The 24,191-nt window shown below is 56.9% G+C and carries 21 protein-coding genes; 16 read left to right on the forward strand and 5 right to left on the reverse strand.

Going from position 1 to position 24,191, the window contains the following annotated elements:
- Positions 1-25: 25 nt before the first annotated feature.
- The 3 genes from comD to Q0955_RS11300 all read left to right on the forward strand — a co-directional run bounded on the left by comD (position 26) and on the right by Q0955_RS11300 (position 2,834).
- The gene (gene comD, locus Q0955_RS11290) at positions 26-532 is read left to right on the forward strand and encodes a sulfopyruvate decarboxylase subunit alpha (protein ID WP_299424313.1); all 507 of its coding nucleotides are present in this window, start codon (positions 26-28) and stop codon (positions 530-532) included.
- Positions 529-1,083 (forward strand): sulfopyruvate decarboxylase subunit beta, encoded by a 555-nt coding sequence (gene comE, locus Q0955_RS11295; RefSeq protein WP_299424315.1) that lies wholly within the window; start codon positions 529-531, stop codon positions 1,081-1,083. Before comD ends, comE begins: the two co-directional genes overlap by 4 nt.
- A gap of 170 nt (positions 1,084-1,253) precedes the next feature.
- The gene (locus Q0955_RS11300; RefSeq protein WP_299424316.1) at positions 1,254-2,834 is read left to right on the forward strand and encodes an ABC transporter substrate-binding protein; all 1,581 of its coding nucleotides are present in this window, start codon (positions 1,254-1,256) and stop codon (positions 2,832-2,834) included.
- Between the two features lie 66 nt (positions 2,835-2,900).
- On the opposite strand, the gene Q0955_RS11305 is transcribed toward Q0955_RS11300, so the two are convergent.
- Positions 2,901-5,084 carry a thiamine pyrophosphate-dependent enzyme gene (locus Q0955_RS11305; protein ID WP_299424318.1) on the reverse strand — a complete coding sequence of 728 codons (2,184 nt, stop codon included), beginning with the start codon at positions 5,082-5,084 and terminating at the stop codon, positions 2,901-2,903.
- Between the two features lie 265 nt (positions 5,085-5,349).
- Between Q0955_RS11305 and Q0955_RS11310 the strand changes: the two genes are divergently transcribed.
- From Q0955_RS11310 to nusG, 4 genes are all read left to right on the forward strand, one after another.
- Entirely contained in the window at positions 5,350-5,850 is a 501-nt protein-coding gene (locus Q0955_RS11310; RefSeq protein WP_299424319.1) for a hypothetical protein, read from the forward strand.
- Between the two features lie 133 nt (positions 5,851-5,983).
- Complete coding sequence (locus Q0955_RS11315) at positions 5,984-6,679, forward strand: hypothetical protein (RefSeq protein ID WP_299424321.1); 696 nt, start codon at positions 5,984-5,986, stop codon at positions 6,677-6,679.
- A gap of 98 nt (positions 6,680-6,777) precedes the next feature.
- A complete protein-coding gene (gene secE / locus Q0955_RS11320; protein WP_299424323.1) occupies positions 6,778-6,975 on the forward strand; it encodes a preprotein translocase subunit SecE in 198 nt (65 codons plus the stop codon).
- A 181-nt stretch (positions 6,976-7,156) separates the two neighbouring features.
- Entirely contained in the window at positions 7,157-7,693 is a 537-nt protein-coding gene (gene nusG, locus Q0955_RS11325) for a transcription termination/antitermination protein NusG (RefSeq protein ID WP_164644669.1), read from the forward strand.
- A 68-nt stretch (positions 7,694-7,761) separates the two neighbouring features.
- Here nusG and Q0955_RS11330 read toward each other — a convergent pair whose 3' ends face one another.
- Positions 7,762-8,340: a TetR/AcrR family transcriptional regulator gene (locus tag Q0955_RS11330; RefSeq protein WP_299424326.1), complete on the reverse strand. Its 579-nt coding sequence runs from the start codon at positions 8,338-8,340 to the stop codon at positions 7,762-7,764.
- A 137-nt stretch (positions 8,341-8,477) separates the two neighbouring features.
- Between Q0955_RS11330 and Q0955_RS11335 the strand changes: the two genes are divergently transcribed.
- From Q0955_RS11335 to Q0955_RS11360, 6 genes are all read left to right on the forward strand, one after another.
- Positions 8,478-9,041 carry a carboxymuconolactone decarboxylase family protein gene (locus Q0955_RS11335; RefSeq protein ID WP_299424328.1) on the forward strand — a complete coding sequence of 188 codons (564 nt, stop codon included), beginning with the start codon at positions 8,478-8,480 and terminating at the stop codon, positions 9,039-9,041.
- A gap of 125 nt (positions 9,042-9,166) precedes the next feature.
- Positions 9,167-9,628, forward strand: a complete 462-nt coding sequence (locus tag Q0955_RS11340; RefSeq protein ID WP_299424330.1) for a GNAT family N-acetyltransferase — start codon at positions 9,167-9,169, stop codon at positions 9,626-9,628.
- 157 nt (positions 9,629-9,785) lie between these two features.
- Positions 9,786-10,211, forward strand: a complete 426-nt coding sequence (gene rplK / locus Q0955_RS11345) for a 50S ribosomal protein L11 (RefSeq protein WP_164644674.1) — start codon at positions 9,786-9,788, stop codon at positions 10,209-10,211.
- Positions 10,211-10,909 (forward strand): 50S ribosomal protein L1, encoded by a 699-nt coding sequence (gene rplA / locus Q0955_RS11350; protein ID WP_299424332.1) that lies wholly within the window; start codon positions 10,211-10,213, stop codon positions 10,907-10,909. The genes rplK and rplA overlap by 1 nt, the downstream gene beginning before the upstream one ends.
- A 301-nt stretch (positions 10,910-11,210) precedes the next feature.
- Positions 11,211-13,583: a methyl-accepting chemotaxis protein gene (locus Q0955_RS11355; protein WP_299424334.1), complete on the forward strand. Its 2,373-nt coding sequence runs from the start codon at positions 11,211-11,213 to the stop codon at positions 13,581-13,583.
- Positions 13,584-13,806: 223 nt separating this feature from the next.
- The gene (locus Q0955_RS11360) at positions 13,807-14,841 is read left to right on the forward strand and encodes a fatty acid desaturase (protein WP_299424335.1); all 1,035 of its coding nucleotides are present in this window, start codon (positions 13,807-13,809) and stop codon (positions 14,839-14,841) included.
- 67 nt (positions 14,842-14,908) lie between these two features.
- Here the strand turns inward: Q0955_RS11360 and Q0955_RS11365 are convergent, their stop codons facing one another.
- Positions 14,909-15,778: an aldose 1-epimerase family protein gene (locus Q0955_RS11365; protein ID WP_299424337.1), complete on the reverse strand. Its 870-nt coding sequence runs from the start codon at positions 15,776-15,778 to the stop codon at positions 14,909-14,911.
- Positions 15,779-16,151: 373 nt separating this feature from the next.
- Here Q0955_RS11365 and rplJ point away from each other — a divergent pair, with 373 nt between their 5' ends.
- Together rplJ and rplL are read left to right on the forward strand one after the other, a co-directional pair.
- On the forward strand, positions 16,152-16,670 hold the full coding sequence (rplJ, locus tag Q0955_RS11370; protein WP_299424339.1) for a 50S ribosomal protein L10: 519 nt from the start codon (positions 16,152-16,154) through the stop codon (positions 16,668-16,670).
- A gap of 74 nt (positions 16,671-16,744) precedes the next feature.
- Entirely contained in the window at positions 16,745-17,119 is a 375-nt protein-coding gene (rplL, locus tag Q0955_RS11375) for a 50S ribosomal protein L7/L12 (RefSeq protein WP_299424340.1), read from the forward strand.
- A gap of 66 nt (positions 17,120-17,185) precedes the next feature.
- On the opposite strand, the gene Q0955_RS11380 is transcribed toward rplL, so the two are convergent.
- A complete protein-coding gene (locus Q0955_RS11380) occupies positions 17,186-18,166 on the reverse strand; it encodes a hypothetical protein (RefSeq protein ID WP_299424341.1) in 981 nt (326 codons plus the stop codon).
- A gap of 126 nt (positions 18,167-18,292) precedes the next feature.
- Entirely contained in the window at positions 18,293-19,543 is a 1,251-nt protein-coding gene (locus Q0955_RS11385; RefSeq protein ID WP_299424343.1) for a flavin-dependent oxidoreductase, read from the reverse strand.
- Positions 19,544-20,047: 504 nt separating this feature from the next.
- Between Q0955_RS11385 and rpoB the strand changes: the two genes are divergently transcribed.
- A complete protein-coding gene (gene rpoB / locus Q0955_RS11390) occupies positions 20,048-24,184 on the forward strand; it encodes a DNA-directed RNA polymerase subunit beta (RefSeq protein ID WP_299424345.1) in 4,137 nt (1,378 codons plus the stop codon).
- Positions 24,185-24,191: the final 7 nt, after the last annotated feature.

Consider the following 24,191-nt stretch of genomic DNA (forward strand, 5'->3'; position numbering starts at 1 on the left):
CGTCGAGCGAGGGATGGGAGGACAGATGGCGACAACAATGGATCATCAGATCGTTGAGGATCTGAAGGCGGCGGGGATTGATTACATCACCTCGGTGCCGTGCAAGCAGTTGGCTGGCGTGATTGAGGTGTTGGAGGGCACGTCGGAGATCATGCACATGCCGTCCAACAAAGAAGACGAAGGCATGGGGCTTTGTGCCGGGGCCTTTATGGGTGGGATGAAGCCGGCCATTGTGATGCAGAACACCGCGCTGGGTGTGGTGGTGAATACGCTGGCGACGCTCATTCAGTTCTACCAGATTCCGCTGCCGATGTTGATTTCCTATCGCGGAGAAGTGGGCGAGCCGGTGGCCTGTCAGGTCGAAATGGCGTTACACACCAAAGCGATTTTGAACCAGCTGCACATCCCGACCTATCACTTTCACAAGCCGGAGGACGCCGCGGAGCTGCCGGGCATTCTGGAATATGCGCAGATGGCGTCCAAACCGGTGGCCATCCTGTGTGATGCCTCTTTCTGGAGGGCTTCAGCATGATCCGTAACGATGTGTTCAAAACGCTTATTCCGGTGATCAGTGAGCATCTGGTGGTCTGCAACATTGGGGCGCCAAGCCAAGAACTGCATGCGTTGGACGACCGTGCGTCCAATTTCTACATGCTGGGCACCATGGGGCTGTCCTCGTCCATTGGGCTTGGCTTAGCTGCGGCGCAGGACAAGCCGGTCATCGCAATTGACGGGGATGGTTCTGTGCTGACCAATCTTGGCACGCTGGCGACCATTGGCAACAACCCGCAAGGCAACTTCACGCTGCTAATCATCGACAACGGATCTTATGGCTCCACCGGCGATCAGCCGACCTATGCGGGTATGAAAACCGATCTGGCCGCGGTCGCCAAGGCATGCGGCGCGGAGACTGTGCAGACTGTGTCGGCTGAAGACACGGCTGAGGCGGTGAAGGCGGCGATTGCGTCTGATCAAACGACCATCATTGTCAGCAAGTGTGAAAGCGGTAACGTCAAGGTGCCGGTGATCAAGACCAACCCCATTGTGATCCGCGAACGATTTATGGAAGAGGTGCGGCGTTAATTTTTACCAACTGAACAAATATTCAGTCGGGGCGCCGTATTTGGCGCCCATTTGCGTTTTTCCACCTACGTCAAGCGGTTTATGCCTAATAAACAGGCAGGTTTTACCTTGATATTCGTGGGCAGCGCGTCAATCATCCCTCCACCAACTTTATCAGGGGAGTGAAATTGATGAAGTTCAAAACAATGATGCTGGCCACCGCCGCGATTGCAGCGATGCCAATGCTGGCACAAGCCGAAACCGTCCGTTGGGCCCGCGCAGGTGATGCGCTAACGCTGGATCCGCACGCACAGAACGAGGGACCAACCTCCGCGCTTGCGCACCAGATCATGGAGCCGCTGGTGATGCGGGACATGACCGGTGCCATGGTGCCGGCGCTGGCCACCGAATGGGGCCCGTCCGCAGACAACCCAAATGTTTGGGTGTTCAAGCTGCGTGAAGGTGTGACCTTCCACGATGGTGCTGCGTTCAACTCAGAGGATGTGAAGTTCTCGCTTGACCGTGCGATGACCGAAGACTCCGACTACAAAGAGCTTCTGGCATCCGTGAAAGAAGTGCGCGCCACCGGTGAGTTTGAGATCGAGATTGAGACCAACGGTCCAAACCCGATCATGGCCAACAACCTGACCAACATGTTCATCATGGACAAGGATTGGGCAGAGGCCAACAACGCGGTCAAAGTGCAGGATTATGAAGGTGGCGAGAACACCTTTGCCGCCAAAAACGCCAACGGCACCGGCCCTTACAAGCTGGTCAGCCGTGAGCCGGACGTGAAAACTGTGCTGTCTGCGTATGATGGCTATTGGGGCAAAGATGAGTTCCCAATGCAAGTCACTGAAGTGATCTACACACCGATCCAGAACGCGGCGACCCGTGTTGCGGCGCTGCTGTCGGGTGAAGTGGACTTCATTCAGGACGTGCCTGTGCAAGACCTTGGCCGTGTGAGCGGCACCGATGGTCTGGACGTGCGCACCGCGCCTCAGAACCGCGTGATCTTCTTTGGTATGAACCAGGCAGCGGAAGACATTGCCAACGACGACGTGGACGGCATCAACCCGATGTCTGACGTACGTGTGCGTAAAGCGATGTCCATGGCGATTGACCGTGACGCGATCCAGAAAGTGGTGATGCGTGGCCAGTCCGCACCTGCGGGCATGATCTCTCCTCCGTTTGTGAACGGCTGGAACGAGGCGATGGACAGCTCTTCCATGACCGACATCGAAAAGGCCAAAGGCCTGATGGCGGAAGCGGGTTTTGCGGATGGCTTTGGCATCACGCTGAACTGCCCGAACGATCGTTACATCAACGACGAGAAGATCTGTCAGGCGGCCGTGGGCATGCTGGCAAAAATTGGCGTGAAGGTGAACCTGGATGCCAAGCCTAAGGCGCAGCACTTCCCACTGCTGAGCAATCTGGAAACAGATTTCTACATGCTGGGTTGGGGTGTTCCGACCTATGACTCCGAGTACATCTTCAACTTCCTCGCCCACACCAAAGGTGAGAAGTATGGTTCCTGGAACGCAACCCGCTTTGGCGATGCCGACCTGGATGCGAAGATCGAAGCGCTGGCCGGTGAAACCGATCTGGAGAAGCGTAACGGCATGATCAACGAGATCTGGACCGTTGTTCAGGATGAGCAGCTGTACATCCCGATCCACCACCAGGTGCTGAACTGGGGCATGGCCTCCAAGGTTGACACCATCGTGGCACCGGATGACACCGCCAAGTTCAAGTACTTCAAGCTGAACTAAGCTTGTTAGTCTGACACAAAGAAGCCCCCGCAGTTTTTGACTGCGGGGGCTTTTTCGTTTGTGGGGTTAGCTCTGTGACCAAAGCGCTTTTGCCGACTCGGCAATGCTGTCGCGTGACGGCATGGTGGCGGCGTAGGCCGGACCGGTGGCGATGAAGCTGTCATGCGCTGCAATACGCGCGTGGGGCAGGTCCGTCTGTTCGTGCAGCAGCGCCATGAGGGCCTCGGACTGGCTGCCGGTGGTGCGGCATTCATCCACGATCAGGACTTTTTCGGCGCCTTTCAGGGCGGCAAGAATACCATCGGTTGGCAGAGGGGCCAGCCAGCGCATGTCGATCACGCGGGTGTCGATGCCCTGCGCCTTCAGATCCGCGGCGGCCTGTGTGCTGAGGTAGCGGCCGTTGCCGTAGGTCAGGATCGCCAGCGGGCCATCGCCGTCTCGGCCAACTTCGCCAAGCGCGATGGATCGATCCGGCGACGGGTAGGTGGCCATCCAGCCGCTGTCTTTGTCATCCAGCAGGTCACGCATCGGGTAGAGCGCAATCGGTTCCACCATAGCCACCACCCGTTGTTCTTCGCGGGCGAGACGCACACATTCGCGCATCATTTTGGCAGCATCGTCACCGCGGGACGGACAGGCGATGATCACGCCGGGGATGTCGCGCAGCACAGCCAGTGAGTTGTCATTGTGGAAGTGTCCGCCAAAGCCCTTTTGGTAGCCCAAGCCGGCAATGCGCAGCACCATCGGGTTGGTGAACTGGCCGTTGGAGAAGAAGGGCAGGGTGGCGGCTTCGCCGCGCAGTTGGTCTTCGGCGTTGTGCAGATAGGCCAGGAACTGGATTTCTGGCATGGGGACAAAACCGTTGTGCGCCATGCCAATCGCCAGCCCCAGAATGGATTGCTCATCCAGCAGCGTGTCGATCATCCGGTCAGCGCCAAAGCGGTCCTTGAGTTTTTGCGTGACACCGTAGACGCCGCCCTTGGTGCCAATGTCTTCGCCCATCATCACGATCTCGCCGTGTTCCAGCATCAGATCGGTGAGCGCCCAGTTGAGCAGGCGCGACATGGGTTGCGGGTTGTCCATCTGTTTGAGGTCAGACCCAAAGGCTTTGGCGCGGGCCTCTTCGCTGGGCCCGTTGGTTGCTGCGCAAGGACGGGAAGGGGGGATCAGCGAGGCCATGACCTCTTTGGCAGTTTTCAAGCGCGGTTTCTTAACGGCTTTCGCTGCCAGTTTGGCGCAGTGATCCTCGCGGTCTTGATAGAGGGTCAGTGCCTGATCCGGCGTCATCACGCCAGCCTGATCGAGCAGGCGCACCGAATGCAGCAGTGGGTCATCGGCTTCCCAGGCTTCGAATGTGGCTTTGGGCAGGTAGGCTTGCTGCATGTCTGAGCCGGCGTGCCCATAGAGGCGCACGACAGAGATATGCAGGAAGGCCGGTTTGCGCTGCGTGCGGACATAATGCGCCGCCTCTTGGGCGACTTTGTAGGCGTCGTAGATGTTGAGCCCGTCCGCACAGAAATACTTCAAGCCCGGGCGGTTCTCATAGCTGGCCTTGATCCAGCCGCCGGGGGTGCGGGTGGAGATGCCAATGCCGTTGTCTTCGCAGACAAATAGGAGCGGCATGGGCGCGGATTGATAAGCGGTCCAGCAGGCGGTGTTGATGGCGCCTTGGGCGGTGGAGTGGTTGGCGGAGGCGTCGCCAAAGGAGCACATGATAATGCCGTCATCGGGCAGACATTTGTGCTCTGGTGCGCGGCGCTTGCCGAGACCAAGAGAGTAAGCGGCCCCCACGGCTTTGGGTAGGTGGGAGGCAATAGTGGAGGTTTGTGGTGGGATGTTGAGGGCTTTGGAGCCCAGCACTTTGTGGCGCCCACCGGACATTGGGTCGTCTTTGGCGGTGCAGAAGCTGAGCAAAATGTCCCACGCCGCATTCACGCCTTCGACTTGAGAGGAGCGCATGGTTTGGAACGCCCCATCACGGTAGTGCAAAAACGCCATGTCATCCGGGCGCAGGGCGGCGGCGACGGCGGCCATGCCTTCGTGTCCGGAAGAGCCGATGGTGTAATAGCCATTGCCTTCGGACTGCATCTTGCGCGAGCGGCGGTCGAGGTTGCGGCTCAGGCATTGGGCGTCAAAAATCTGTTTGGCCAGTTCTGGCGCGAGGGCGCTATTGGGCGTGCCGCCTGCCGGAAATTCGCCGGATGCGATGCGCGCGCGAAAGGCGCCATCTACCACGTCTGCTCTGTCCATCTTTGCCTCCCATGATGGTGCTGCCCTTGCGTAGCACTTGTTTTGAGAGAACAACAATCCACCCGACCCTGCGTCAATGTCGTTTGTGATCAAAAGAATCCATAGGGGCGAAAAGACCGGCTTATTGTTGTCCTGAAAGGACCCAGTTTCGCCCCAATCTCAGCCGTGCTCTGGCCGTATTTACCAATCATTAACCAAGCCAACGACTTGCGGAAAATGTGTGCTGCAAGCACCGCGACAGCGGAAGACGAGTGAGGATTGGGCTATGAGGCATGAGTTACGCCTTGGAGATTTTGAACCGGTTCGGCCACAGGCGGATCAGGACGGCCAACAGGATGTTGCGCCGGATGTACGCGTTGAGAACCGGCGTTTGATGCGCGAAGCCAAACTCCGAATGGCCAAACTCTCTGCCAATTCCAAAGCGGGCGATGAGGCGTCGCTGGCGGCTCAGGTGACACGTGACCCTATGCAAAATCAGCGGTCCGAAGACGCTGTGCGCCAGGCCATTTTGGAGAGCGATGTGAAAAACCGTTGGCCACGTCCGCGTGTGCTGGCTTTGATTGTGGTGATCACACTCGCTGCTGTGGTGCCCACGGTTACGATGCGCCTGTTGATCTGGATGGTGGTTTTGCTGTTGTTGACAGCGGTGTTGCTCGGCCCAGAGCGGGCGCGGGATGCGGTTTACGCCGCACTGCACCATCTGTCGCGCATGTGGGGGCGGGAAATTGGCATCATGCGTCGTCTGCTGGATCGGATTGCACACTAATAGGGTTTAGCTGCGCTGCGGCGCCATTGTTTTTCCATAATTTGACCTTTGGAATGCCTTGCTGCCCTGCAAGGCTGCTGAGTTACATCGCGCGTTGCGATGGGGGTGTTTGGGTAAAAAATCGGGTTGAGATATGCAAGAGACTGCCACTGCGCCGGAGCGGCTTAAGCCGCCGCAATACGGCCAAGACATCATAGAACCGGGTGAACCTTTCACCGATGCGACACTGGACACCATCCGGGCCTTGCTGGCCGAATCTGATCCGGTGCCGCAGCCTAAGCCGCTCGAAGAGACGGTGCTGTTTGCTGGGCGGCGTGGCAAGCGTGATAAGAATCGCGACACAACGCAGCCTGAAATCCACTGCCATGATCCTGTTGTAGAGCCACAGGCGCCCTCGCCCTTTCCGGATTTGGCCGCACCTGAGGAAGAACCGTTTGAGATCGAGCGGTCCTGGCGCACGATTGAGGTCACCGAGGGCAGCGCAGGCCGCAGCCTGCGGCGTTTCCTGATGTCACCGCGATTGGTGGCTGTGGTCTTTTTGGCTGGCGTTGTGGCCTGGCAACCCTGGTTTATTCCGATGCTGGCCTTGATGATTGTCTCGTCTTTGTTGCTGGTTGGAGCGTTGATCGGTCAGGATCGCATGGCACGCATTGTGCTTTTCATGCTGAAACGCTTTGTCTGGGCTGATCCTTCTCTAGGTCGCGTGATGCAACGGATCCTCCCGCAGCGCTGGCATCCAGTTTTGTATCGTCCAACCACCGCAGATCCTGCGTTTGATGGTCCCATTGATCCGGGGTTTGCAGCCCGATTGGATCGCATCAAATCCTGAGTGCTTTCAAGTCAGTTGTGATTGCTTTGGTCTTGGCCCTTGAATTTGGCGCAAGGCCCAAGTATGTCGACCTCTGATCAAGGCAGAGAAGAAGCGTCATGGCGAAAACCAATCCGATCACATTCATTCAGCAGGTCCGCGCGGAAGTATCCAAAGTGGTCTGGCCGACCCGTCGCGAGGTTGTGCTGACAACCGTGATGGTGTTCATCCTGGCGGCGCTGACAGCTGCGTTCTTCTCGCTGGTGGATATTCTGATCCGCTCCGGCTTGCAGGGCATTCTGGCGCTGTTTGGCTAAGCTGCAGGCAGCGGTTGTCTCTTGAAATCAAGGGGCAACGGCGCTAGCACAGCTTTTGAAGATACGTGGCGTGTGGCGATTCGAGTTGCACGCCGATTTTTTGTTTCTGACAGTCTGATTGTAGACTGCGAAGATAAACGACACTCCGGCGCGACGCCGACAATGACGGGAAAACGAACACATGGCGAAACGGTGGTATTCGGTTAGCGTCCTTTCGAACTTCGAAAAGAAGGTCGCCGAGACAATTCGCACATCGGTCGAAGAGCAGGGGCTTGAGGATCAGATTGATGAAGTGCTGGTGCCAACCGAAGAAGTGATCGAAGTACGTCGCGGCAAAAAAGTGACCTCCGAGCGCCGCTTTATGCCGGGCTACGTGCTGGTGCACATGGAAATGAGCGACCACGGCTATCACCTGATCAACTCGATCAACCGCGTCACCGGCTTCTTGGGCCCGCAGGGCCGTCCGATGCCGATGCGTGACGCGGAAGTTCAGGGCATCCTGGGCCGCGTTGAAGAAGGCGAGGCGGCAACGCCAAAGCTGCTGATCAGCTTCGAGATTGGCGAGAAAGTCAAAGTCAACGAAGGTCCGTTCGAAGATTTCGACGGTATGGTCGAGGAAGTCGACGACGAGAACCAGCGTTTGAAGGTGACCGTGTCGATCTTTGGTCGCGAAACCCCAGTCGAGCTGGAGTTCACGCAGGTGACCAAGCAGATGTAAATCTGCTGCATCGCATTGAGTTTAAGGAACGCCGTCCTTTTGGGGCGGCGTTTTCTTTTGGGGATCTGCTAGTGGGGGTGCCGGATGCGGTTTGCCAGATCCGTGACCATCTCTTTGATGACGTTAGAATCCTCTTCGCGCAGTGCGTAGAAGCACAAGCCCGCGAGATCGGCGCTCAGTTGGCGGGCCATTTTTTTGGCGTCGCTATTGGCGGGTAAGTCACCGGCGTCGACGGCCTGTTGAAAGACAGCAGTAAAGGTCGCGTCGTTCTGGGTAAGCAGATCTGAGAGTTTGCCTTCGATGGCTTGATTGCCTTGGCTGGTCTCCAAGGTGGCTTTCACCAGGTAACACACAGGCAACGGGGCATCGGCATCAGATAGTGGGTGGGCTTTGGCAATGAAGTCTGCAAGCCCGTCCAGCGGGGAGGCCGCTTTTGCCTGTAGTTCTGCGCGCAGGATGCTCAAGCGCTTGGCGTAGCGCTCAAGGCTCAGGCAGTAGAGTTTCGCCTTGCTGCCAAAGGCGGCGTAAAGCGAGCCGGGATGCATGCCGGTGGCACGCTCCAGGTCCTTAAGCGACGTGGAGGCGTAGCCCTTGGTCCAGAACAGGTCCAGCGCCTGATCAAGCGCCGCTTCTTTGTCGTGGCTCACATTCATAGGTCTCTATGTAACTGCGCACATCGATAAAGCCAAGGTCACAGTTGAGTGATCGATCAAAATGATACTTGAGTGATCACTCAAGTTGCCCATATGACAATCACGTTGATGATTTTACAAAGGACACGACGATGACCAATTTCCCCCGCCACACCGCAGAGACCGCACCAGAAGCTGCTAAGGAGCGTTTGATTGCCTCAGAAAAAGCCTATGGTTTCCTGCCGGGGCTCTATCAGGTGATGGCCGACGCGCCGCAATTGCTGGAGACATACTTGCGCACCCATGAGGCGTTTGTCAGCACCAGCTTTGACAACACCGAGCTGACGGTTGTGTGGCAGTCGATCAATGTGGAGCATGAATGCCACTACTGTGTGCCAGCCCACACCGGCATCGCGCACTCGATGGGCATTGCTCAGGATGTGATCGACGCGCTGCGTGACGAGACACCTTTGGCCGACCCAAAGCTGGAAGCGCTGCGGACCTTTACACTGGCGCTAACGCGTGGGCGTGGCAACGCGACGCCAGCGGCGTTTGAGGCGTTCTATGCGGCAGGCTATGGCTCGCAGCAGGTGTTGGAGATTATTCTGGGTCTGTCCCAGAAAGTGCTGAGCAACTACACCAACCATGTAGCGCAGACAGCCGTGGATCCGGCGTTCCAGCAGTTTGCTTGGAGCCGGACGGACAAGGCGGCCTAAGCGGACGAGATCTTTAGAAGTCCTCGCAGGTGACTGCGGGGGCTTTTATGTTTGTATCGGCTCTTGCATCTTCTGGTTGAGAATGGATGGTGCTAACCGAAGTAGCCGTGAGGGGGAAGGTGCAAATGATTATCCGGCAGGCAAAGCGTGAGGACGCGGCAGAGGTGAGCGCCTTTCTGAACGCCTTGGTGGCGTTGGGAAAACGGCGGCTGCCAGCGGATGAGGAATTTGTGCGCGATGTCTATATTGGTCACGCAGACAATATTGCCTGTTCTGTGGCTGAAGATACAGATGGCGCGCTCTTGGGCATTCAGATTTTGCTGCGCGCCACGGAGGGCAATCCTTATGGTGTGGAGCCAGCGTGGGGGATCATTGGCACCCATGTAAATCCAAAAGCCGCACGGCGCGGGGTGGGGCGCAAGCTGTTTGCCACCACACAGGCCGCCGCAAGAAACGCTGGCTTACAGAAGATTGAGGCGACAATTGGCGCCAAGAGCCCGGACGCGCTGGCCTATTATGACACAATGGGGTTTGAGACCTTTGCGAGTGATGATGAAAAGGTGCGGAAGTGTTTTCAGGTAGGTTGATGCAGCCCCTTGCCAACCCTTCTAAACAAGCATAAACGCCCTCTATCGTCTTCGGGCGAGATTCTCTCGTGGGAGGTTTTGGCATCGCGATGCCCGATCGGACCACGCAACACAAACCGGGCGGAACGCGTTTCGCTCACGTTGAAAGGAACACCAAATGGCTAAGAAGCTTGCTGGTACAATGAAGCTGCAGGTTCCTGCAGGTCAAGCCAACCCATCCCCACCCGTGGGTCCTGCGCTGGGTCAGCGCGGCATCAACATCATGGAATTCTGTAAGGCGTTCAACGCCAAGACACAGGAACTGGAAGCCGGTGCGCCGTGCCCAACCGTGATCACCTACTATCAGGATAAGTCCTTCACCATGGACATCAAGACGCCACCTGCGTCTTACTACCTGAAGAAGGCTGCCAAACTGAAGTCCGGTGCAAACTTGCCTGGTCGTGAAGTTGTGGGCTCCGTCACCGCTGCTCAGGTGAAAGAAATCGCCGAAGCAAAAATGAAAGACCTGAACGCAAACGATATCGAGGCTGCAATGCAGATTATCCTTGGTTCCGCGCGCTCCATGGGCATCGAGGTGAAGTAATGGCTAAGCTTGGTAAACGTACTGCCGCAGCGCGCGAAGCGTTCGCTGGCAAATCCAACCTGACCGTTGAAGAAGCTGTTGCACTGGTAAAGGGCAACGCTGGCGCGAAGTTTGACGAAACCGTCGAGATCGCTGTTGTTCTGGGTGTTGACCCACGTCACGCTGACCAAATGGTTCGCGGCGTTGTTGGTCTGCCAAACGGCACCGGCAAAAACGTACGCGTGGCAGTCTTTGCCCGTGGTCCAAAAGCCGAAGAAGCTCAGGCAGCTGGCGCGGACATCGTTGGCGCAGAAGATCTGATGGAAACCGTTCAGGGCGGCACCATCGACTTTGATCGCTGCATCGCGACTCCTGACATGATGCCGGTTGTTGGTCGTCTGGGTAAAGTTCTTGGCCCACGCAACCTGATGCCAAACCCGAAAGTTGGCACTGTAACTATGGATGTGAAAGCAGCCGTAGAAGCAGCCAAAGGTGGCGAAGTTCAGTTTAAAGTCGAAAAAGCCGGTGTGGTTCACGCTGGTGTTGGCAAAGCCTCTTTCGACGAAGGCAAACTGGTTGAGAACGTGCGCGCCTTCATGGACGCGGTTCTGAAAGCCAAACCTGCTGGCGCCAAAGGTGCCTACGTGAAGAAGATCGCTCTGAGCTCCACAATGGGCCCAGGTGTGACCATCAACGTAGACAGCGCGTCTGCACAGTAAGATCTCACGATCTTCAGAGATTTGAGGGCGTCCCTGCGGGGCGCCCTTTTTTGGTTCACAGGTTTACGATTCGCGTTCTAAAACTGCCTACTTGGTAATCAAAGCGCCTCATGAAGCATCAATGCGATATGCGAATTAATTCGCCATATTAAAAAATTCTAGGGAGAGTTGCGGGATTTTGGCACTCACCTTCAGGATGTGTTTTGTAGCAAAATCCGTGGCTTATTGGACTTCTTCGGGGTTTGTTAAATCCTTTGGCGCAGGCGTTGACCATACGTTAGGACAGCCAATAGGACCACTAATGCCACGCCTCAACTCTATTCCGCTTTCCAGGAAGCTGCCGATTTTCATTGTCGGTTTTAGCATACTGCTCGCGGCTGGACTGATCTCAGCCAGCCTTTTTGCTCTGCAAAAATATGCCTTTTCGGCCGTTGAGAACCAGATGTTCTCAACCATCGCAGACCGACGGTTTGCGGTGCGGCAAATGTTGAAAGGTGTCGAGGCGGATCTGGAGTCTTTGTCTGTGTCGCCGGCGACGGCAAATGCCTTGGTGGACTTCGAAGAATCTTGGGGAGCGTTGGGGGGAGCCGCGCAATCCGATTTGACGAAGGCTTATATCGACAGCAACCCAAATGCGGTTGGCTCAAAACATCTGTTGGATCGGGCGCGTGGGGATGCGGCCTATCACGCGGATCATGCGTTGTATCACCCGGGTCTGCGCACGTTGATCGAGACTAAGGGCTATTATGACGCTTTCCTAATCAACCCGGCAGGTGACATCGTCTATTCGGTGTTCAAGGAAATGGACTACGCCACCAACCTGGTGTCCGGTGCCTACAAAGGCAGCGGTCTGGCCGATGTGTTCAAATCGGCGTTGAAAGGCGCTGAGCGGAGCATTCACTTTGATGACATGACGCCATATGCGCCAAGCAACGGCGCCGCAGCTGCGTTTATTGCCTCCCCGGTCCACGGTGCTGACAATGCGCTCTTGGGAGTTGTTGCTTTGCAGATCCCTGTCGAAATGATGGGTGAGATTGCCAACAGCAGCCTTGGTCTTGGTGAAACAACCCAGATTTTCATTGTGGGTGAAGATGGGCTTGCGCGCACGACCTCGCGCTTTGAAGATGACTTTGCAGTGCTCGATCAATTGCCGATGACGCACCACATCGAAGAGGCGCTTGCCGGGCACAGCGTTTATGAGATTGATACGGGTTTGCACGGCCAGCAGGTGGTCTCTTACGCGAAACCGCTTGAGCTGGAATATGCCAACTGGGCGATTATTGCCGAGCAGGACGTCAGCGAGACAATGGGGCCGGTTTGGGCGCAGGCGCGTATTCTGATCGCCGTAAGTGTGCTTATGACCGCGGCGCTCTCGGTTCTGGGCTGGATGTTCGCCCGCACAATCACCCGTCCGTTGAACGACATCTGCGGCGACATGGAGCAAATCTCTGGTGGAGACTTTAACACCGACGTGACCACCGCAGAGCGAGATGACGAGATTGGTGAGCTTGGCAAGACGCTTGTCGCGATGCGCGGTGATCTGAAGAAAGCCAAAGATGCCGAAGTACAGCGCGCGATTGCCGCGCAAGAGCAGGAAATTGTTGTGAAGAAGCTGAGCGCCGGTCTTGGTCAGCTGTCGCAGGGTGACTTTGCGCAGACCATTGATGAGCCGTTTGCTGAAGAACATGACTCGTTGCGATTGGACTTCAACAAAACCGTGCATCAGCTTAACACCACGGTGTCGCAAGTGGTGGAATCTGCGGACAGCATCAAGAGCGGTGCGGCGGAGATCAGCCAGTCGTCTTTGGATCTGTCGCAACGGACAGAAAACCAGGCAGCGACGCTGGAAGAGACCGCTGCGGCCTTGAAAGAGATGACCAACAACGTGCAAACAGCGGCTGAGGGCACGCGCAACGTGGAAGAGGTTGTTGCAGAGGCGCGCAGCGAGGCCGAAATCAGCGGCGAAGTTGTGCGCGATGCGGTGACGGCGATGACGGAAATTGAGGAAGGCTCGCGCCATATTTCTCAGATCATCGGTGTGATTGACGACATTGCCTTCCAGACCAATCTCTTGGCGTTGAACGCTGGGGTGGAAGCGGCCCGGGCCGGGGATGCAGGCCGCGGCTTTGCGGTGGTGGCCTCTGAGGTGCGGGCACTTGCGCTCAAGTCGTCGGATGCAGCCAGTGAGATCAAAGCTTTGATCAGCGACAGCGCGCAGCAAGTTGAAAGTGGTGTGGACCTGGTGGGCAAAGCTGGTGAAGCGTTGACCAGCATAGCAGATCGCGTCAACAACATCTCGCATTTGGTCTCCGAGATTGCGCGCAGCGCGACGGATCAATCCGCAGGTCTGGCAGAGATCAACGCAAGCGTTGTGCAGCTGGATCAGGTGACGCAGGCCAATGCCGCCATGGTGGAAGAGTCCACCGCGGCCGGACAGATGCTGGCCAAAGACGCGTCCGAGTTGATGGGGATGGTGTCGAGCTTCAAAACCGACGCGTCGGTGATTTCCGAGGCTCCGGTTGCGCCCCCGGCGCCAAGCGCGCCCAAAACCGCGCCAGCGCCGAAGGTCGAAGCGGCGGCGCCAAAGCCAGCCCCAAAGCCTGCGCGTCAGGCGGTCCCAATGGCCGTAGACGGAAATGCGGCGGTTGATATGGAGCTGTGGCAGGACTTCTAATGCCTCAGTTTCGGGCGCGCGCTTGTTGGCATGCGGGTGTCGCGCCCCAACCTCTGCACCAGGTGCCGCCGGACGAGTTTTCCTCCGGCGGCATCCAATTTCACCGGAAATGGCAAAAATCACGCGAAAAACTGACGCAGCGGCATGAATGTGATCAAAAACCAATTGCCAGCCGCGTGCTTTCGTCTATCCACTGCGCAACGAACAAAACATTGGCAGGCAAATGGTAATCCACTCCGTTCCGCAATCCGATCAGCCTGTTGAGCGCTCCGCGCGTGAATGGGTCAAAGTCCTCGCGCAATACCGGGAGCCTAACGAGGCACGCAGTGTCCTGGAATTGTTGGTGACCGTGGTGCCGTTTGTGGCACTTTGGGCGCTGGCGTGGTGGAGCATGTCCATCAGCCTGTGGCTGACACTTGGCATTTCGATTGTGAACGCGCTGTTTCTGGTCCGCCTGTTCACCATCCAGCATGACTGTGGCCATGGTGCGTTTTTTAAAAGCCGTGAAGTCAGCGATTGGCTGGGCCGGGTCCTCGGAGTGATCACCCTGACGCCGTATGACGTCTGGCGCCGCACCCATTCGATCCACCACAGCGCCGCTGGCAATCTGGAAAAGCGTGGCATTGGCGACGTCTACACCATGACTGTGGCGGAGTATCAGGCGGCGCATCCCCTGCGGCGTTTGCAATACCGCATGGTGCGCCATCCGCTGACCATGTTTGGCCTTGGCCCCTTCTATTTGTTCTTCCTACAAAACCGACTGCCTCTGGGCCTGATGGACAGCCGCAAATATTGGGTCAGCGCCATGACAACCAATCTGGCTTTGGTTGTGGTATTGGCGGGCATCTACTATTTCGGCGGCTTGGCGCCGCTTTTGTTGATCTTCCTGCCGACCACGTTGATTGCGGGCACGGCCGGTGTGTGGCTGTTTTACGTCCAGCACCAATTTGAGCACACCCAGTACGACGAAGCGCAGAATTGGGACCTGCATGAGGCCGCGTTGAAAGGCAGTTCCTACTACCGGCTGCCCGCGGTATTGCAGTGGTTCAGCGCGAACATCGGCATCCACCATGTGCACCATCTTTACAGCCGTATTCCGTTTTACCGCTTGCCCGATGTGTTGCGGGACTATGCCGAGCTTGCGGACAACAACCAACTGACCATTCGGGAAAGTCTGGCCAGTGCGCGGCTGCACCTATGGGATGAAAAGACCCGACGCTTGCTGTCGTTCCGTGAAGCCAAGGCAATCTATGGATAAAAAAACGCCACCGTCAGGTGGCGTTTTTTCTGTGCGGTCGTGCTGCTTGTGAGGCGCGGTGAGCCGCTTAGAGCTCTACCGTGACACTGAAGCCAAATTCAACGGCTTCTCCAGCCGGGAGCGTGACGCTGTTGGGGCGCTGCGCAATCTGCGGTCCATCCCCGACTAGCGACGCCGTTCCATGCCATGGCTCAACACATAAAAATGGCGCGTCCACCGGCTTCCAAAGCGCCAGATCGGGCAGGTTGTGGAAGGTGAAAGCCAATCCCGGGCCATTCTCCGGGCCGTAACGCAGTGCGTCGGAGCCGTTTGGGAACACCAGGGCGCCGTCCTTGAACAGCGCTTCTTCAATGTCCAGCGTCCCGTTGATAAACGGGCCCTCCACCCGTGTGGGCTCCAGAAGCCCGTCTGGATGAAGCGGCTGTCGGGCTGGATTGTTGGTGGTCTTCAGTTGGACTACATGGCGCTGTGTCTCCGCACCGGGCAGGGGCCAGTGGAAGGCCGGGTGAAAGCCAAAGCCAAACGGCATCTCGGTTTCAGAGTGGTTCTCAACACGTGCGGTGACGGTCAAGGTTGCGTCCGACAAGGCATGTGTGAGGTGCAATGCGAAGTCGAAAGGGTACTGCGCGCGCGTTTCAGGATCGGCGCGCAACACGTGGCGGCACTGCGTCTGGCTTTGCTCTTCCAACGTAAAGACGCGTCGCCGCGCAATGCCATGTTGCGCCATGTCAGTACTGTGTTCGCCGACGGCAATCCTGTCGCCCACAGCGCGCCCAACGATGGGGAAGAGAACAGGCGCGCGGCCCGTCCAAAAGGCCGGGTCACCGTTCCACAACAGATCCACACCGGAGTGTGTGCGCAGGTATTGCATTTCGGCGCCCATTTCAGCGACGGATAGGCTGAGGTGGGCGTTGGAAAGAATGCAGTCAGACGTCATGTGAAAGCCTTTGTGAAAAGTACCCAGAGGAATTTGCCACACTCTAGCGGTCGGTGCCGAGAAGGGAACCGCTTCGTTGAGGGCTGCGGATTTCAGTGCTTGCAAAGTGGTCGTGTGGACGGTACACGGCCCCTGCCCATTCCAAAACGGAGTCGCCCGTCGATTCTTTCTTGGAGTGGCCTGTCCAAGACGAAGGGTTCGGGCTCGCCTGAATAATTCCTTTCTGAGATGGGGTAAGAGACAAGAATTCTTAGAAGGCTCACGAGCCTTCGGCGATCTTGGTTCCCAACCCAATGTATGGACCTAAACGCGTGCCGCTTTTGTGGTGCGCAAAACTGAGCCGGGGAGCAATCCCCAATTTTGGAGTAAAACTGTGGATAGAGCACAAAAAGAGAAGTTGGTCGACGAGCTCGGCCAGATCTTTGAAAGCTCTGGCGTTGTAGTGGTTGCCCACTACGCGGGTCTCACGGTTGCTGACATGCAGGACCTTCGCGCACGTGCTCGTGATGCGGGTGGTGCTGTTCGTGTCGCCAAGAACAGGCTCGCCAAGATCGCCCTGGACGGCAAACCATGCGAAAGCATCGGTGGCCTTCTGTCGGGTATGACCGTTCTGACCTATTCTGAGGACCCTGTGGCAGCTGCCAAAGTGGCCGAAGACTTCGCCAAAGATCACGCAAAATTCGAGATCCTTGGTGGTGCAATGGGCGAGAACGCTCTGGACCGTGCTGGTGTTACAGCAGTGTCGAAAATGCCTTCGCGCGATGAGCTTATTGCTCAGATCGCAAGCATGCTCGGCGCACCTGCTTCCAACATCGCCGGCGCCATTGGCGCACCTGCTTCGAACATCGCATCCATCCTGTCTACCGTCGAGGAAAAGGCAGAGGCTGCGTAAGCAACTTATTGAGAGCCGCGTCGTGACATTGTCACAACGTTGGAACACATACCTAAGAACGGAAAGAGTCTAAAATGGCTGATCTGAAAGCACTCGCAGAAAGCATCGTGGGTCTGACCCTGCTGGAAGCACAAGAACTGAAAACCATCCTCAAAGACGAGTATGGCATCGAGCCTGCCGCTGGCGGGGCAGTTGTAATGGCAGGCGGCGGCGACGCCGGTGGCGCAGCTGAAGAAGAAAAATCTGAATTTGACGTTGTTCTGGTTAACGCCGGCGCATCCAAAATCAACGTGATCAAAGAAGTTCGCGGCATCACCGGTCTGGGCCTGAAAGAAGCCAAGACTCTGGTTGAAGCTGGCGGCAAGATCAAAGAAGGCGTGTCCAAGGACGAAGCCGAAGACGTTAAGGGCAAGCTGGAAGCAGCTGGCGCGGAAGTCGAAGTTAAGTAATTCGGTATTTCACCGAGTTATTGCAGGCGTCCCTTCGGGGGCGCCTGTTTTTGTTTGGGCGCCGGCCTATTTACAAAGCGGCAACTCCAGCGGCGGCTGTTTTGGCAGAGAGTCTCGCCATTCGTTGATGATTGGCTGCAAAGTCTGCTTGGGCCAAAACTTCGGGATGCCAATGGTTTTGAGGCAGGCTGCGTGCCAGTAGTGGCCTGCTTGTTGCGGTGACTTTCCGCGTTGGATTGCTTTGGCCACGGCGTTGATGTCTTTGGATGACGGGTAGATGTAGAGCGTTGTTGGCTTGCCGTCGGCAATCTTCAGGATCTCGTCGGTGGCGGGTTTGGACCAGGTTGTGCAGCCATTGCTGCGGCCGGAAGTATAATCCACCAGTTTGCCAAAGGGCACAAAGCCGTCCGCATCTGCATGGGTGCTCTGAGGTCGTTCCATGCGGCATTGCCAGCGTAGGAACATGGCGCGGTGGCCGCCGATGGCACGTTCACGGGCGTTGCTGGTTTCGCCTTCGCCCTCAAACAGCAAGAAGGTGCGCAGGAAGGGTTTTTTGCCAGAGCCGCTTTGGTAGTAGCCCTTAAACGATGTGCGGGACTCGGCGGTGACATAGGCCCCGCCTGCGGTGAGCTTGGAGCCTTCGGCGTTGCTGAAGTTGCGGGCGCATTGCCGGCCATTGGAAAAATTGGCTTTTGCCAGTTTGCGGCCGTTGCCGTAGCCGGAGGAGACCGCCTTGAAAGTCTTTGATTTCTCACAAATCACATAAAAGCGGGGCAGGGCGTTGCCGTTGTCGCCTGTGCTGGGGCGGGTGGCATCCATGGCAAAGTAGCAGGGGTTTTTGACCGTGCCGCTGCGACGGTTCTCCAGATAAAGTGCACGGGCGCGGTCCAGAACTACGGGGGCAATTTTGCCCACGCCTGTGCCCACGTGTTTTTGCAGCCATTTTGGAGTGTCTTGGGAGGTCTTGGACGCCCAAGTTGGCGCGGCAAAGCTGGTGCAGATTAAGGTGGCCAGACCAATGGCACGCAGCGACGAGGTCAAAAACAAAGTGCAAACTCCCAACTGTGACGCATAAACGAACTGTATTCAGCCTGCCCGAAAAGAGGGCTGCAGGTCTAGGGGGCAGTGGGCGTTTGCTGAGGGGGGCGTCCTTATGAGGACGCCCATTTTGTTTCAGGCGATAATCGGCGCTTGAGTGTTGGTGTCCTCAACCCGAATGCGCGCAAGTTTCTTAAAGCTGTCGGCGTGATCGCGACGCTCTTGCATGGGCAGCACCTCGTCCAGGCGATCAAAGTCACCGGCACAGCGGTCTTCGGCCATTTGCATGATGGCATCCGGGCCACCATTGCCGCGGTTGGCCAGTGTGATGGCATTGGCCATCGGGCGCACTTGGTCTTCGTAAATCTTGGCGGCCGTGTGGCCCACACCATGAGCCTTGATGGCTGCGCCTAGCAGGCGAGCGTCAATAATGGCCTGGCTCGCACCGCTGGAGCCCACGGGGTAGGTGGCATGCGCCGCGTCGCCAATCAATGTGGCGGCACCGTCGGTCCAGCTGTCAACAGGTTCGCGATCCACCATCGGGTATTCAAACACCTCATTGGCGTTGGCAATCAGCTCAGGAATGTCGATCCAGCCAAAATCCCAATCTGCAAAGTCAGCAGCAAAGCGAGACGCGTCGACTTTGCGGTTCCAGTCGCCTTTTTGAATATGGTCGTTGGGGTCGACCTTGGCTTCGGCAATCCAATTGATCAACGTCGCGCCGGTTTCTGGATTGGGGGCGGAAATCGGGTAGGTGACAAACCGCTGCGTGTCGTGGCCTGCAAGGATCATGGAGGTGCCGCTTAGGAAAGCAGGGGCAGTGGTTGTGCCACGCCACATGATCGCGCCTCCCCAGACCGGGGCGCCTTCGTCCGGATACATCTGCGCGCGGATGGCGGAATGCACACCGTCCGCCGCTACAAGCATCGTGCCGGACAGGGACTTGATGGTTTCGCCTTGCTGGTAGATGACGGCCACACCTTTGTCGGTGTTGGTGTATTGAGTCACGCGGCAGCCGAAGGTGACGCTATCCTCTCCGCAACGCGCCAGCAGCGCTTTGAGCAGGCCCATCTGTAATTCGCCACGATGCACCGAATACTGTGGCCAGTTGTATCCCGCATGGCCCCCGCGCGGCTCGGTCCAGATCTCGACGCCGGTCTTGGTGTAAAAGCCATAGTCGCGGGTCTTTACCCCCACCTCTTCCAGCATTTCCTCCAAGCCGAGCGCAAACAATTCGCGCACACAGGGCGGCTGAAGGTTGATGCCCACCCCCAAGGGTTTTGGGTCATTTACGCTTTCAAGGATGTGAAAAGGAACGCCAATCTCATGCAGGGTGAGGCCCATGGTTAATCCGGCAATACCTCCGCCGGCAATGATAACGGTCATCTGAAATGTCAGTCTCTTGTTGTTGGTTGTTTTGTTGTGGAGTATTGTGAAAATTCCTCGGCGGCGCAAATAGAACTGTGCCCGGCCAAGGCAGAGGCTTCAGAAGGAAGCCTTGGCTGATTTGGCGATTGTCAAGCCCCAAGGGGTTGCAAAGACACGCTTGATTCAATATTCGGTAAACTCTTGCGGTTTCGAGCGATTCGGGGCCGCTTTTGTCCTTTGCGGATTTATTGGATAAGGCGGCGCTGATCTGGGGCTCTCACCCCACACTTTCAAAAGACGACACAAACAAGACAAAACCTTGAAATACAGGTAAAAACCCCGGCTTGGAAAGCCTCTTGGGGTCTGCAATGCACGCAGCAAGAGGTTTTCCAAGGCAGGATTTTGATCGAGAGACCCCGGTGGGACGGGGTCGAGAATGGATCTGATCCACGCCGTCACTGACGCGACGTGCCGGGGCCCGACGGTATGTTGTTGATGATGAATCGAAAGGTGACATTGACCATGGCTCAAAGCTTCCTTGGCCAGAAACGTCTACGTAAATACTACGGTAAAATCCGTGAAGTTCTGGAGATGCCGAACCTGATTGAGGTTCAGAAATCTTCTTATGATCTGTTCCTGAAATCCGGCGATCTTGAGATCCCCACCGATGGTGAGGGTATCAAAGGTGTGTTCCAATCGGTCTTCCCGATCAAGGATTTCAACGAAACCTCCGTGCTGGAATTCGTCAACTACGAGCTGGAAAAGCCGAAGTACGACGTTGAGGAATGTCAGCAGCGTGACATGACTTACAGCGCGCCGCTGAAAGTCACATTGCGTCTGATCGTGTTTGATGTGGATGAAGACACTGGCGCCAAGTCGGTCAAAGACATCAAAGAGCAGGACGTCTTCATGGGCGATATGCCTCTGATGACCCAGAACGGCACCTTTGTGGTGAACGGCACCGAGCGCGTGATCGTGTCTCAGATGCACCGCTCCCCTGGTGTGTTCTTTGACCACGACAAAGGCAAAACTCACTCTTCGGGCAAACTGCTGTTTGCTTGCCGCATCATCCCATACCGCGGCTCCTGGCTGGACTTCGAGTTCGACGCCAAGGACATCGTTTACGCCCGTATCGACCGCCGTCGTAAACTGCCTGTGACCACCCTGCTGTATGCGCTGGGTCTGGACCAGGAAGGCATCATGAATGCCTACTACGACACCGTGAACTTCAAGCTGGACAAGAGCAAAGGTTGGGTCACCAAGTTCTTCCCAGAGCGCGTGCGCGGCACCCGTCCAACACAGGATCTGATCGACGCCGCCACCGGTGAAGTGATTGCCGAAGCTGGCAAGAAAGTCACACCGCGTGCGGTCAAGAAGATCATCGACGAAGGCAAGATCACCGATCTGCTGGTGCCATTTGAGCACATCGTTGGCAAATTTGTTGCCGAAGACCTCATCAACGAGGAAACCGGTGCGATCTATGTGGAAGCCGGTGACGAGCTGACGCTGGAATACGACAAGGACGGCGACCTGATTGGTGGCACCGTAAAGGACCTCGTGGATGCCGGTTTCACCGACATTCCGGTTCTGGACATCGACAACGTCAATGTTGGTCCGTACATGCGCAACACCATGGCGGCAGACAAAAACATGAGCCGCGACACCGCGCTTATGGACATCTACCGTGTGATGCGTCCGGGCGAGCCGCCCACTGTTGACGCCGCTTCCGCGCTGTTTGACACACTGTTCTTTGACAGCGAGCGCTACGACCTTTCCGCGGTTGGCCGCGTGAAGATGAACATGCGTTTGGCTCTGGATGCGCCGGACACTCTGCGCACCCTGCGTAAAGAAGACATCGTGTCCTGCATCAAAGCGCTGGTTGAGCTGCGTGACGGCAAAGGCGACATCGACGACATCGACCACCTCGGCAACCGTCGTGTGCGCTCCGTTGGCGAACTGATGGAAAACCAGTACCGCGTGGGTCTGCTGCGCATGGAACGTGCGATCAAAGAGCGTATGAGCTCTGTTGAGATCGACACTGTCATGCCGCAGGATCTGATCAACGCGAAGCCAGCGGCTGCTGCGGTACGTGAATTCTTCGGCTCCTCGCAGCTGTCGCAGTTCATGGACCAAACCAACCCGCTGTCTGAAGTGACGCACAAGCGTCGTCTGTCGGCACTTGGGCCAGGCGGTCTGACCCGTGAACGTGCGGGCTTTGAGGTGCGCGACGTGCACGCGACCCACTACGGTCGCATGTGCCCGATTGAAACGCCGGAAGGTCCAAACATTGGTCTGATCAACTCGCTGGCAACTTTTGCCCGCGTGAACAAATACGGCTTCATTGAAACACCGTATCGCAAGGTTGAGAATGGCGTGGTCACCGATGAGGTGAACTACATGTCCGCAACCGAAGAGCAGCGTCACACTGTGGCGCAGGCCAACGCCTCGCTCGACGAAAACGGCAAGTTCACCAATGAGTTCGTGAACACACGTCAGTCCGGCGAATACACGCTTGCGGCTTCGGAAAACGTCGATCTGATCGACGTGAGCCCGAAACAGCTGGTGTCTGTTGCGGCCTCCCTGATCCCGTTCCTTGAAAACGACGATGCGAACCGGGCCTTGATGGGCTCGAACATGCAACGTCAGGCGGTGCCACTGCTGCGTGCGGAAGCACCACTGGTTGGTACTGGTATCGAAGAAAAAGTGGCGATCGACTCCGGCGCGGCCATTCAGGCCAAACGCGCAGGTATCATCGACCAAGTGGATGCACAGCGTATCGTGATCCGCGCCACCTCCGATCTGGAGTTGGGCGACGCGGGTGTGGACATCTATCGACTGCGTAAATTCCAGCGTTCCAACCAGAACACCTGCATCAACCAGCGTCCGTTGGTGAAAGTTGGCGACACGGTTGGAAAAGGCGAAGTGATTGCTGACGGTCCATCCACCGATATTGGTGAATTGGCTCTGGGTAAAAACGTGGTTGTCGCGTTTATGCCTTGGAACGGCTACAACTACGAAGACTCCATCCTGATCTCCGAGCGCATCGCGCGTGACGACGTGTTTACTTCGGTTCACATCGAAGAATTCGAAGTTGCCGCACGTGACACCAAGCTTGGTCCAGAGGAAATCACCCGCGACATTCCAAACGTCGGTGAAGAAGCGCTGCGCAACCTCGACGAGGCGGGCATCGTGTACATCGGTGCGGACGTGGAGCCGGGCGACATTCTGGTCGGTAAGATCACACCAAAAGGCGAAAGCCCAATGACGCCGGAAGAAAAGCTTCTGCGCGCCATCTTTGGTGAGAAAGCCTCTGACGTGCGTGACACCTCGCTGCGTGTGAAGCCGGGTGACTTTGGTACGGTTGTGGAAGTGCGTGTCTTTAACCGCCACGGTGTGGAAAAAGACGAACGTGCGCTGCAGATCGAGCGTGAAGAGATCGAACGTCTGGCGCGTGACCGCGACGACGAATTGGCGATCCTGGACCGCAACATCTACGCCCGTCTCAAAGGCATGGTGCTTGGCAAAGTGGCTGTGAAAGGCCCGAAAGGCGTGAAAGCCAACTCTGAGATCACCGAAGAGTTGCTGGCATCCATGAGCCGCGGTCAGTGGTGGCAGCTGGCATTGGCGGAAGAAGCTGATGCGCAGGTTGTTGAGGCCCTGAACGAGCAGTACGAGATCCAGAAACGTGCGCTTGAGCACCGTTTTGAGGACAAGGTTGAAAAAGTCCGTCGTGGCGACGATCTGCCACCAGGTGTGATGAAGATGGTCAAAGTCTTCATCGCCGTGAAGCGTAAGCTTCAGCCGGGTGATAAAATGGCCGGTCGTCACGGGAACAAAGGTGTTATTTCCAAGGTTGTGCCTATGGAAGACATGCCGTTCCTCGCAGACGGTACGCCGGTTGACTTCTGTCTGAACCCACTGGGTGTGCCTTCGCGTATGAACGTTGGTCAGATCCTTGAAACCCACATGGGTTGGGCCGCACGTGGTCTGGGTGTGAACGTGGACGAAGCGTTGCAGGAATACCGTCGCTCCGGCGATCTGACCCCTGTGCGTGAAGCCATGCACCTAGCCTATGGCGATGATGTCTACGAAGAAGGCATCGCCGGCATGGATGAAGGTCAGCTTCTGGAAGCAGCCGGTAACGTGACCAACGGTGTGCCAATCGCGACCCCAGTGTTTGACGGCGCCAAAGAAGGCGACGTGAACAACGCTCTGGTGCGTGCAGGCTTCTCCGAAAGCGGTCAGTCGCAGCTGTTTGATGGTCGTACAGGTGAGCAGTTTGCCCGCCCTGTAACCGTGGGCATCAAGTACCTGCTGAAACTGCACCACCTGGTGGATGACAAAATCCACGCGCGTTCCACTGGTCCGTACTCCTTGGTCACACAGCAGCCGCTGGGTGGTAAGGCACAGTTCGGTGGTCAGCGCTTTGGTGAGATGGAAGTCTGGGCTCTGGAAGCTTACGGCGCCGCCTACACGCTGCAGGAAATGCTGACCGTGAAGTCGGATGACGTGGCTGGCCGGACCAAGGTCTATGAAAGCATCGTCAAGGGCGAGGACAACTTTGAAGCGGGCGTCCCAGAATCGTTCAACGTTCTGGTGAAAGAAGTCCGTGGCCTCGGCCTGAATATGGAACTCCTGGATACGGAGGAAGGTGAGTGAGGGCGTC

Origin of the sequence: uncultured Shimia sp. (genome assembly GCF_947493595.1) — a bacterium.
In the GTDB taxonomy this organism is placed as follows: domain Bacteria; phylum Pseudomonadota; class Alphaproteobacteria; order Rhodobacterales; family Rhodobacteraceae; genus Shimia.

What these genes read in the sequence shown, in the direction of transcription:
- comD (WP_299424313.1), top strand. Translation starts at nt 26, where the DNA reads ATGGCGACAACAATGGATCATCAGATCGTTGAGGATCTGAAGGCGGCG.
- comE (WP_299424315.1), top strand. Translation starts at nt 529, where the DNA reads ATGATCCGTAACGATGTGTTCAAAACGCTTATTCCGGTGATCAGTGAG.
- Q0955_RS11300 (WP_299424316.1), top strand. Translation starts at nt 1,254, where the DNA reads ATGAAGTTCAAAACAATGATGCTGGCCACCGCCGCGATTGCAGCGATG.
- Q0955_RS11305 (WP_299424318.1), bottom strand. Translation starts at nt 5,084, where the DNA reads ATGGACAGAGCAGACGTGGTAGATGGCGCCTTTCGCGCGCGCATCGCA.
- Q0955_RS11310 (WP_299424319.1), top strand. Translation starts at nt 5,350, where the DNA reads ATGAGGCATGAGTTACGCCTTGGAGATTTTGAACCGGTTCGGCCACAG.
- Q0955_RS11315 (WP_299424321.1), top strand. Translation starts at nt 5,984, where the DNA reads ATGCAAGAGACTGCCACTGCGCCGGAGCGGCTTAAGCCGCCGCAATAC.
- secE (WP_299424323.1), top strand. Translation starts at nt 6,778, where the DNA reads ATGGCGAAAACCAATCCGATCACATTCATTCAGCAGGTCCGCGCGGAA.
- nusG (WP_164644669.1), top strand. Translation starts at nt 7,157, where the DNA reads ATGGCGAAACGGTGGTATTCGGTTAGCGTCCTTTCGAACTTCGAAAAG.
- Q0955_RS11335 (WP_299424328.1), top strand. Translation starts at nt 8,478, where the DNA reads ATGACCAATTTCCCCCGCCACACCGCAGAGACCGCACCAGAAGCTGCT.
- Q0955_RS11340 (WP_299424330.1), top strand. Translation starts at nt 9,167, where the DNA reads ATGATTATCCGGCAGGCAAAGCGTGAGGACGCGGCAGAGGTGAGCGCC.
- rplK (WP_164644674.1), top strand. Translation starts at nt 9,786, where the DNA reads ATGGCTAAGAAGCTTGCTGGTACAATGAAGCTGCAGGTTCCTGCAGGT.
- rplA (WP_299424332.1), top strand. Translation starts at nt 10,211, where the DNA reads ATGGCTAAGCTTGGTAAACGTACTGCCGCAGCGCGCGAAGCGTTCGCT.
- Q0955_RS11355 (WP_299424334.1), top strand. Translation starts at nt 11,211, where the DNA reads ATGCCACGCCTCAACTCTATTCCGCTTTCCAGGAAGCTGCCGATTTTC.
- Q0955_RS11360 (WP_299424335.1), top strand. Translation starts at nt 13,807, where the DNA reads ATGGTAATCCACTCCGTTCCGCAATCCGATCAGCCTGTTGAGCGCTCC.
- Q0955_RS11365 (WP_299424337.1), bottom strand. Translation starts at nt 15,778, where the DNA reads ATGACGTCTGACTGCATTCTTTCCAACGCCCACCTCAGCCTATCCGTC.
- rplL (WP_299424340.1), top strand. Translation starts at nt 16,745, where the DNA reads ATGGCTGATCTGAAAGCACTCGCAGAAAGCATCGTGGGTCTGACCCTG.
- Q0955_RS11385 (WP_299424343.1), bottom strand. Translation starts at nt 19,543, where the DNA reads ATGACCGTTATCATTGCCGGCGGAGGTATTGCCGGATTAACCATGGGC.
- rpoB (WP_299424345.1), top strand. Translation starts at nt 20,048, where the DNA reads ATGGCTCAAAGCTTCCTTGGCCAGAAACGTCTACGTAAATACTACGGT.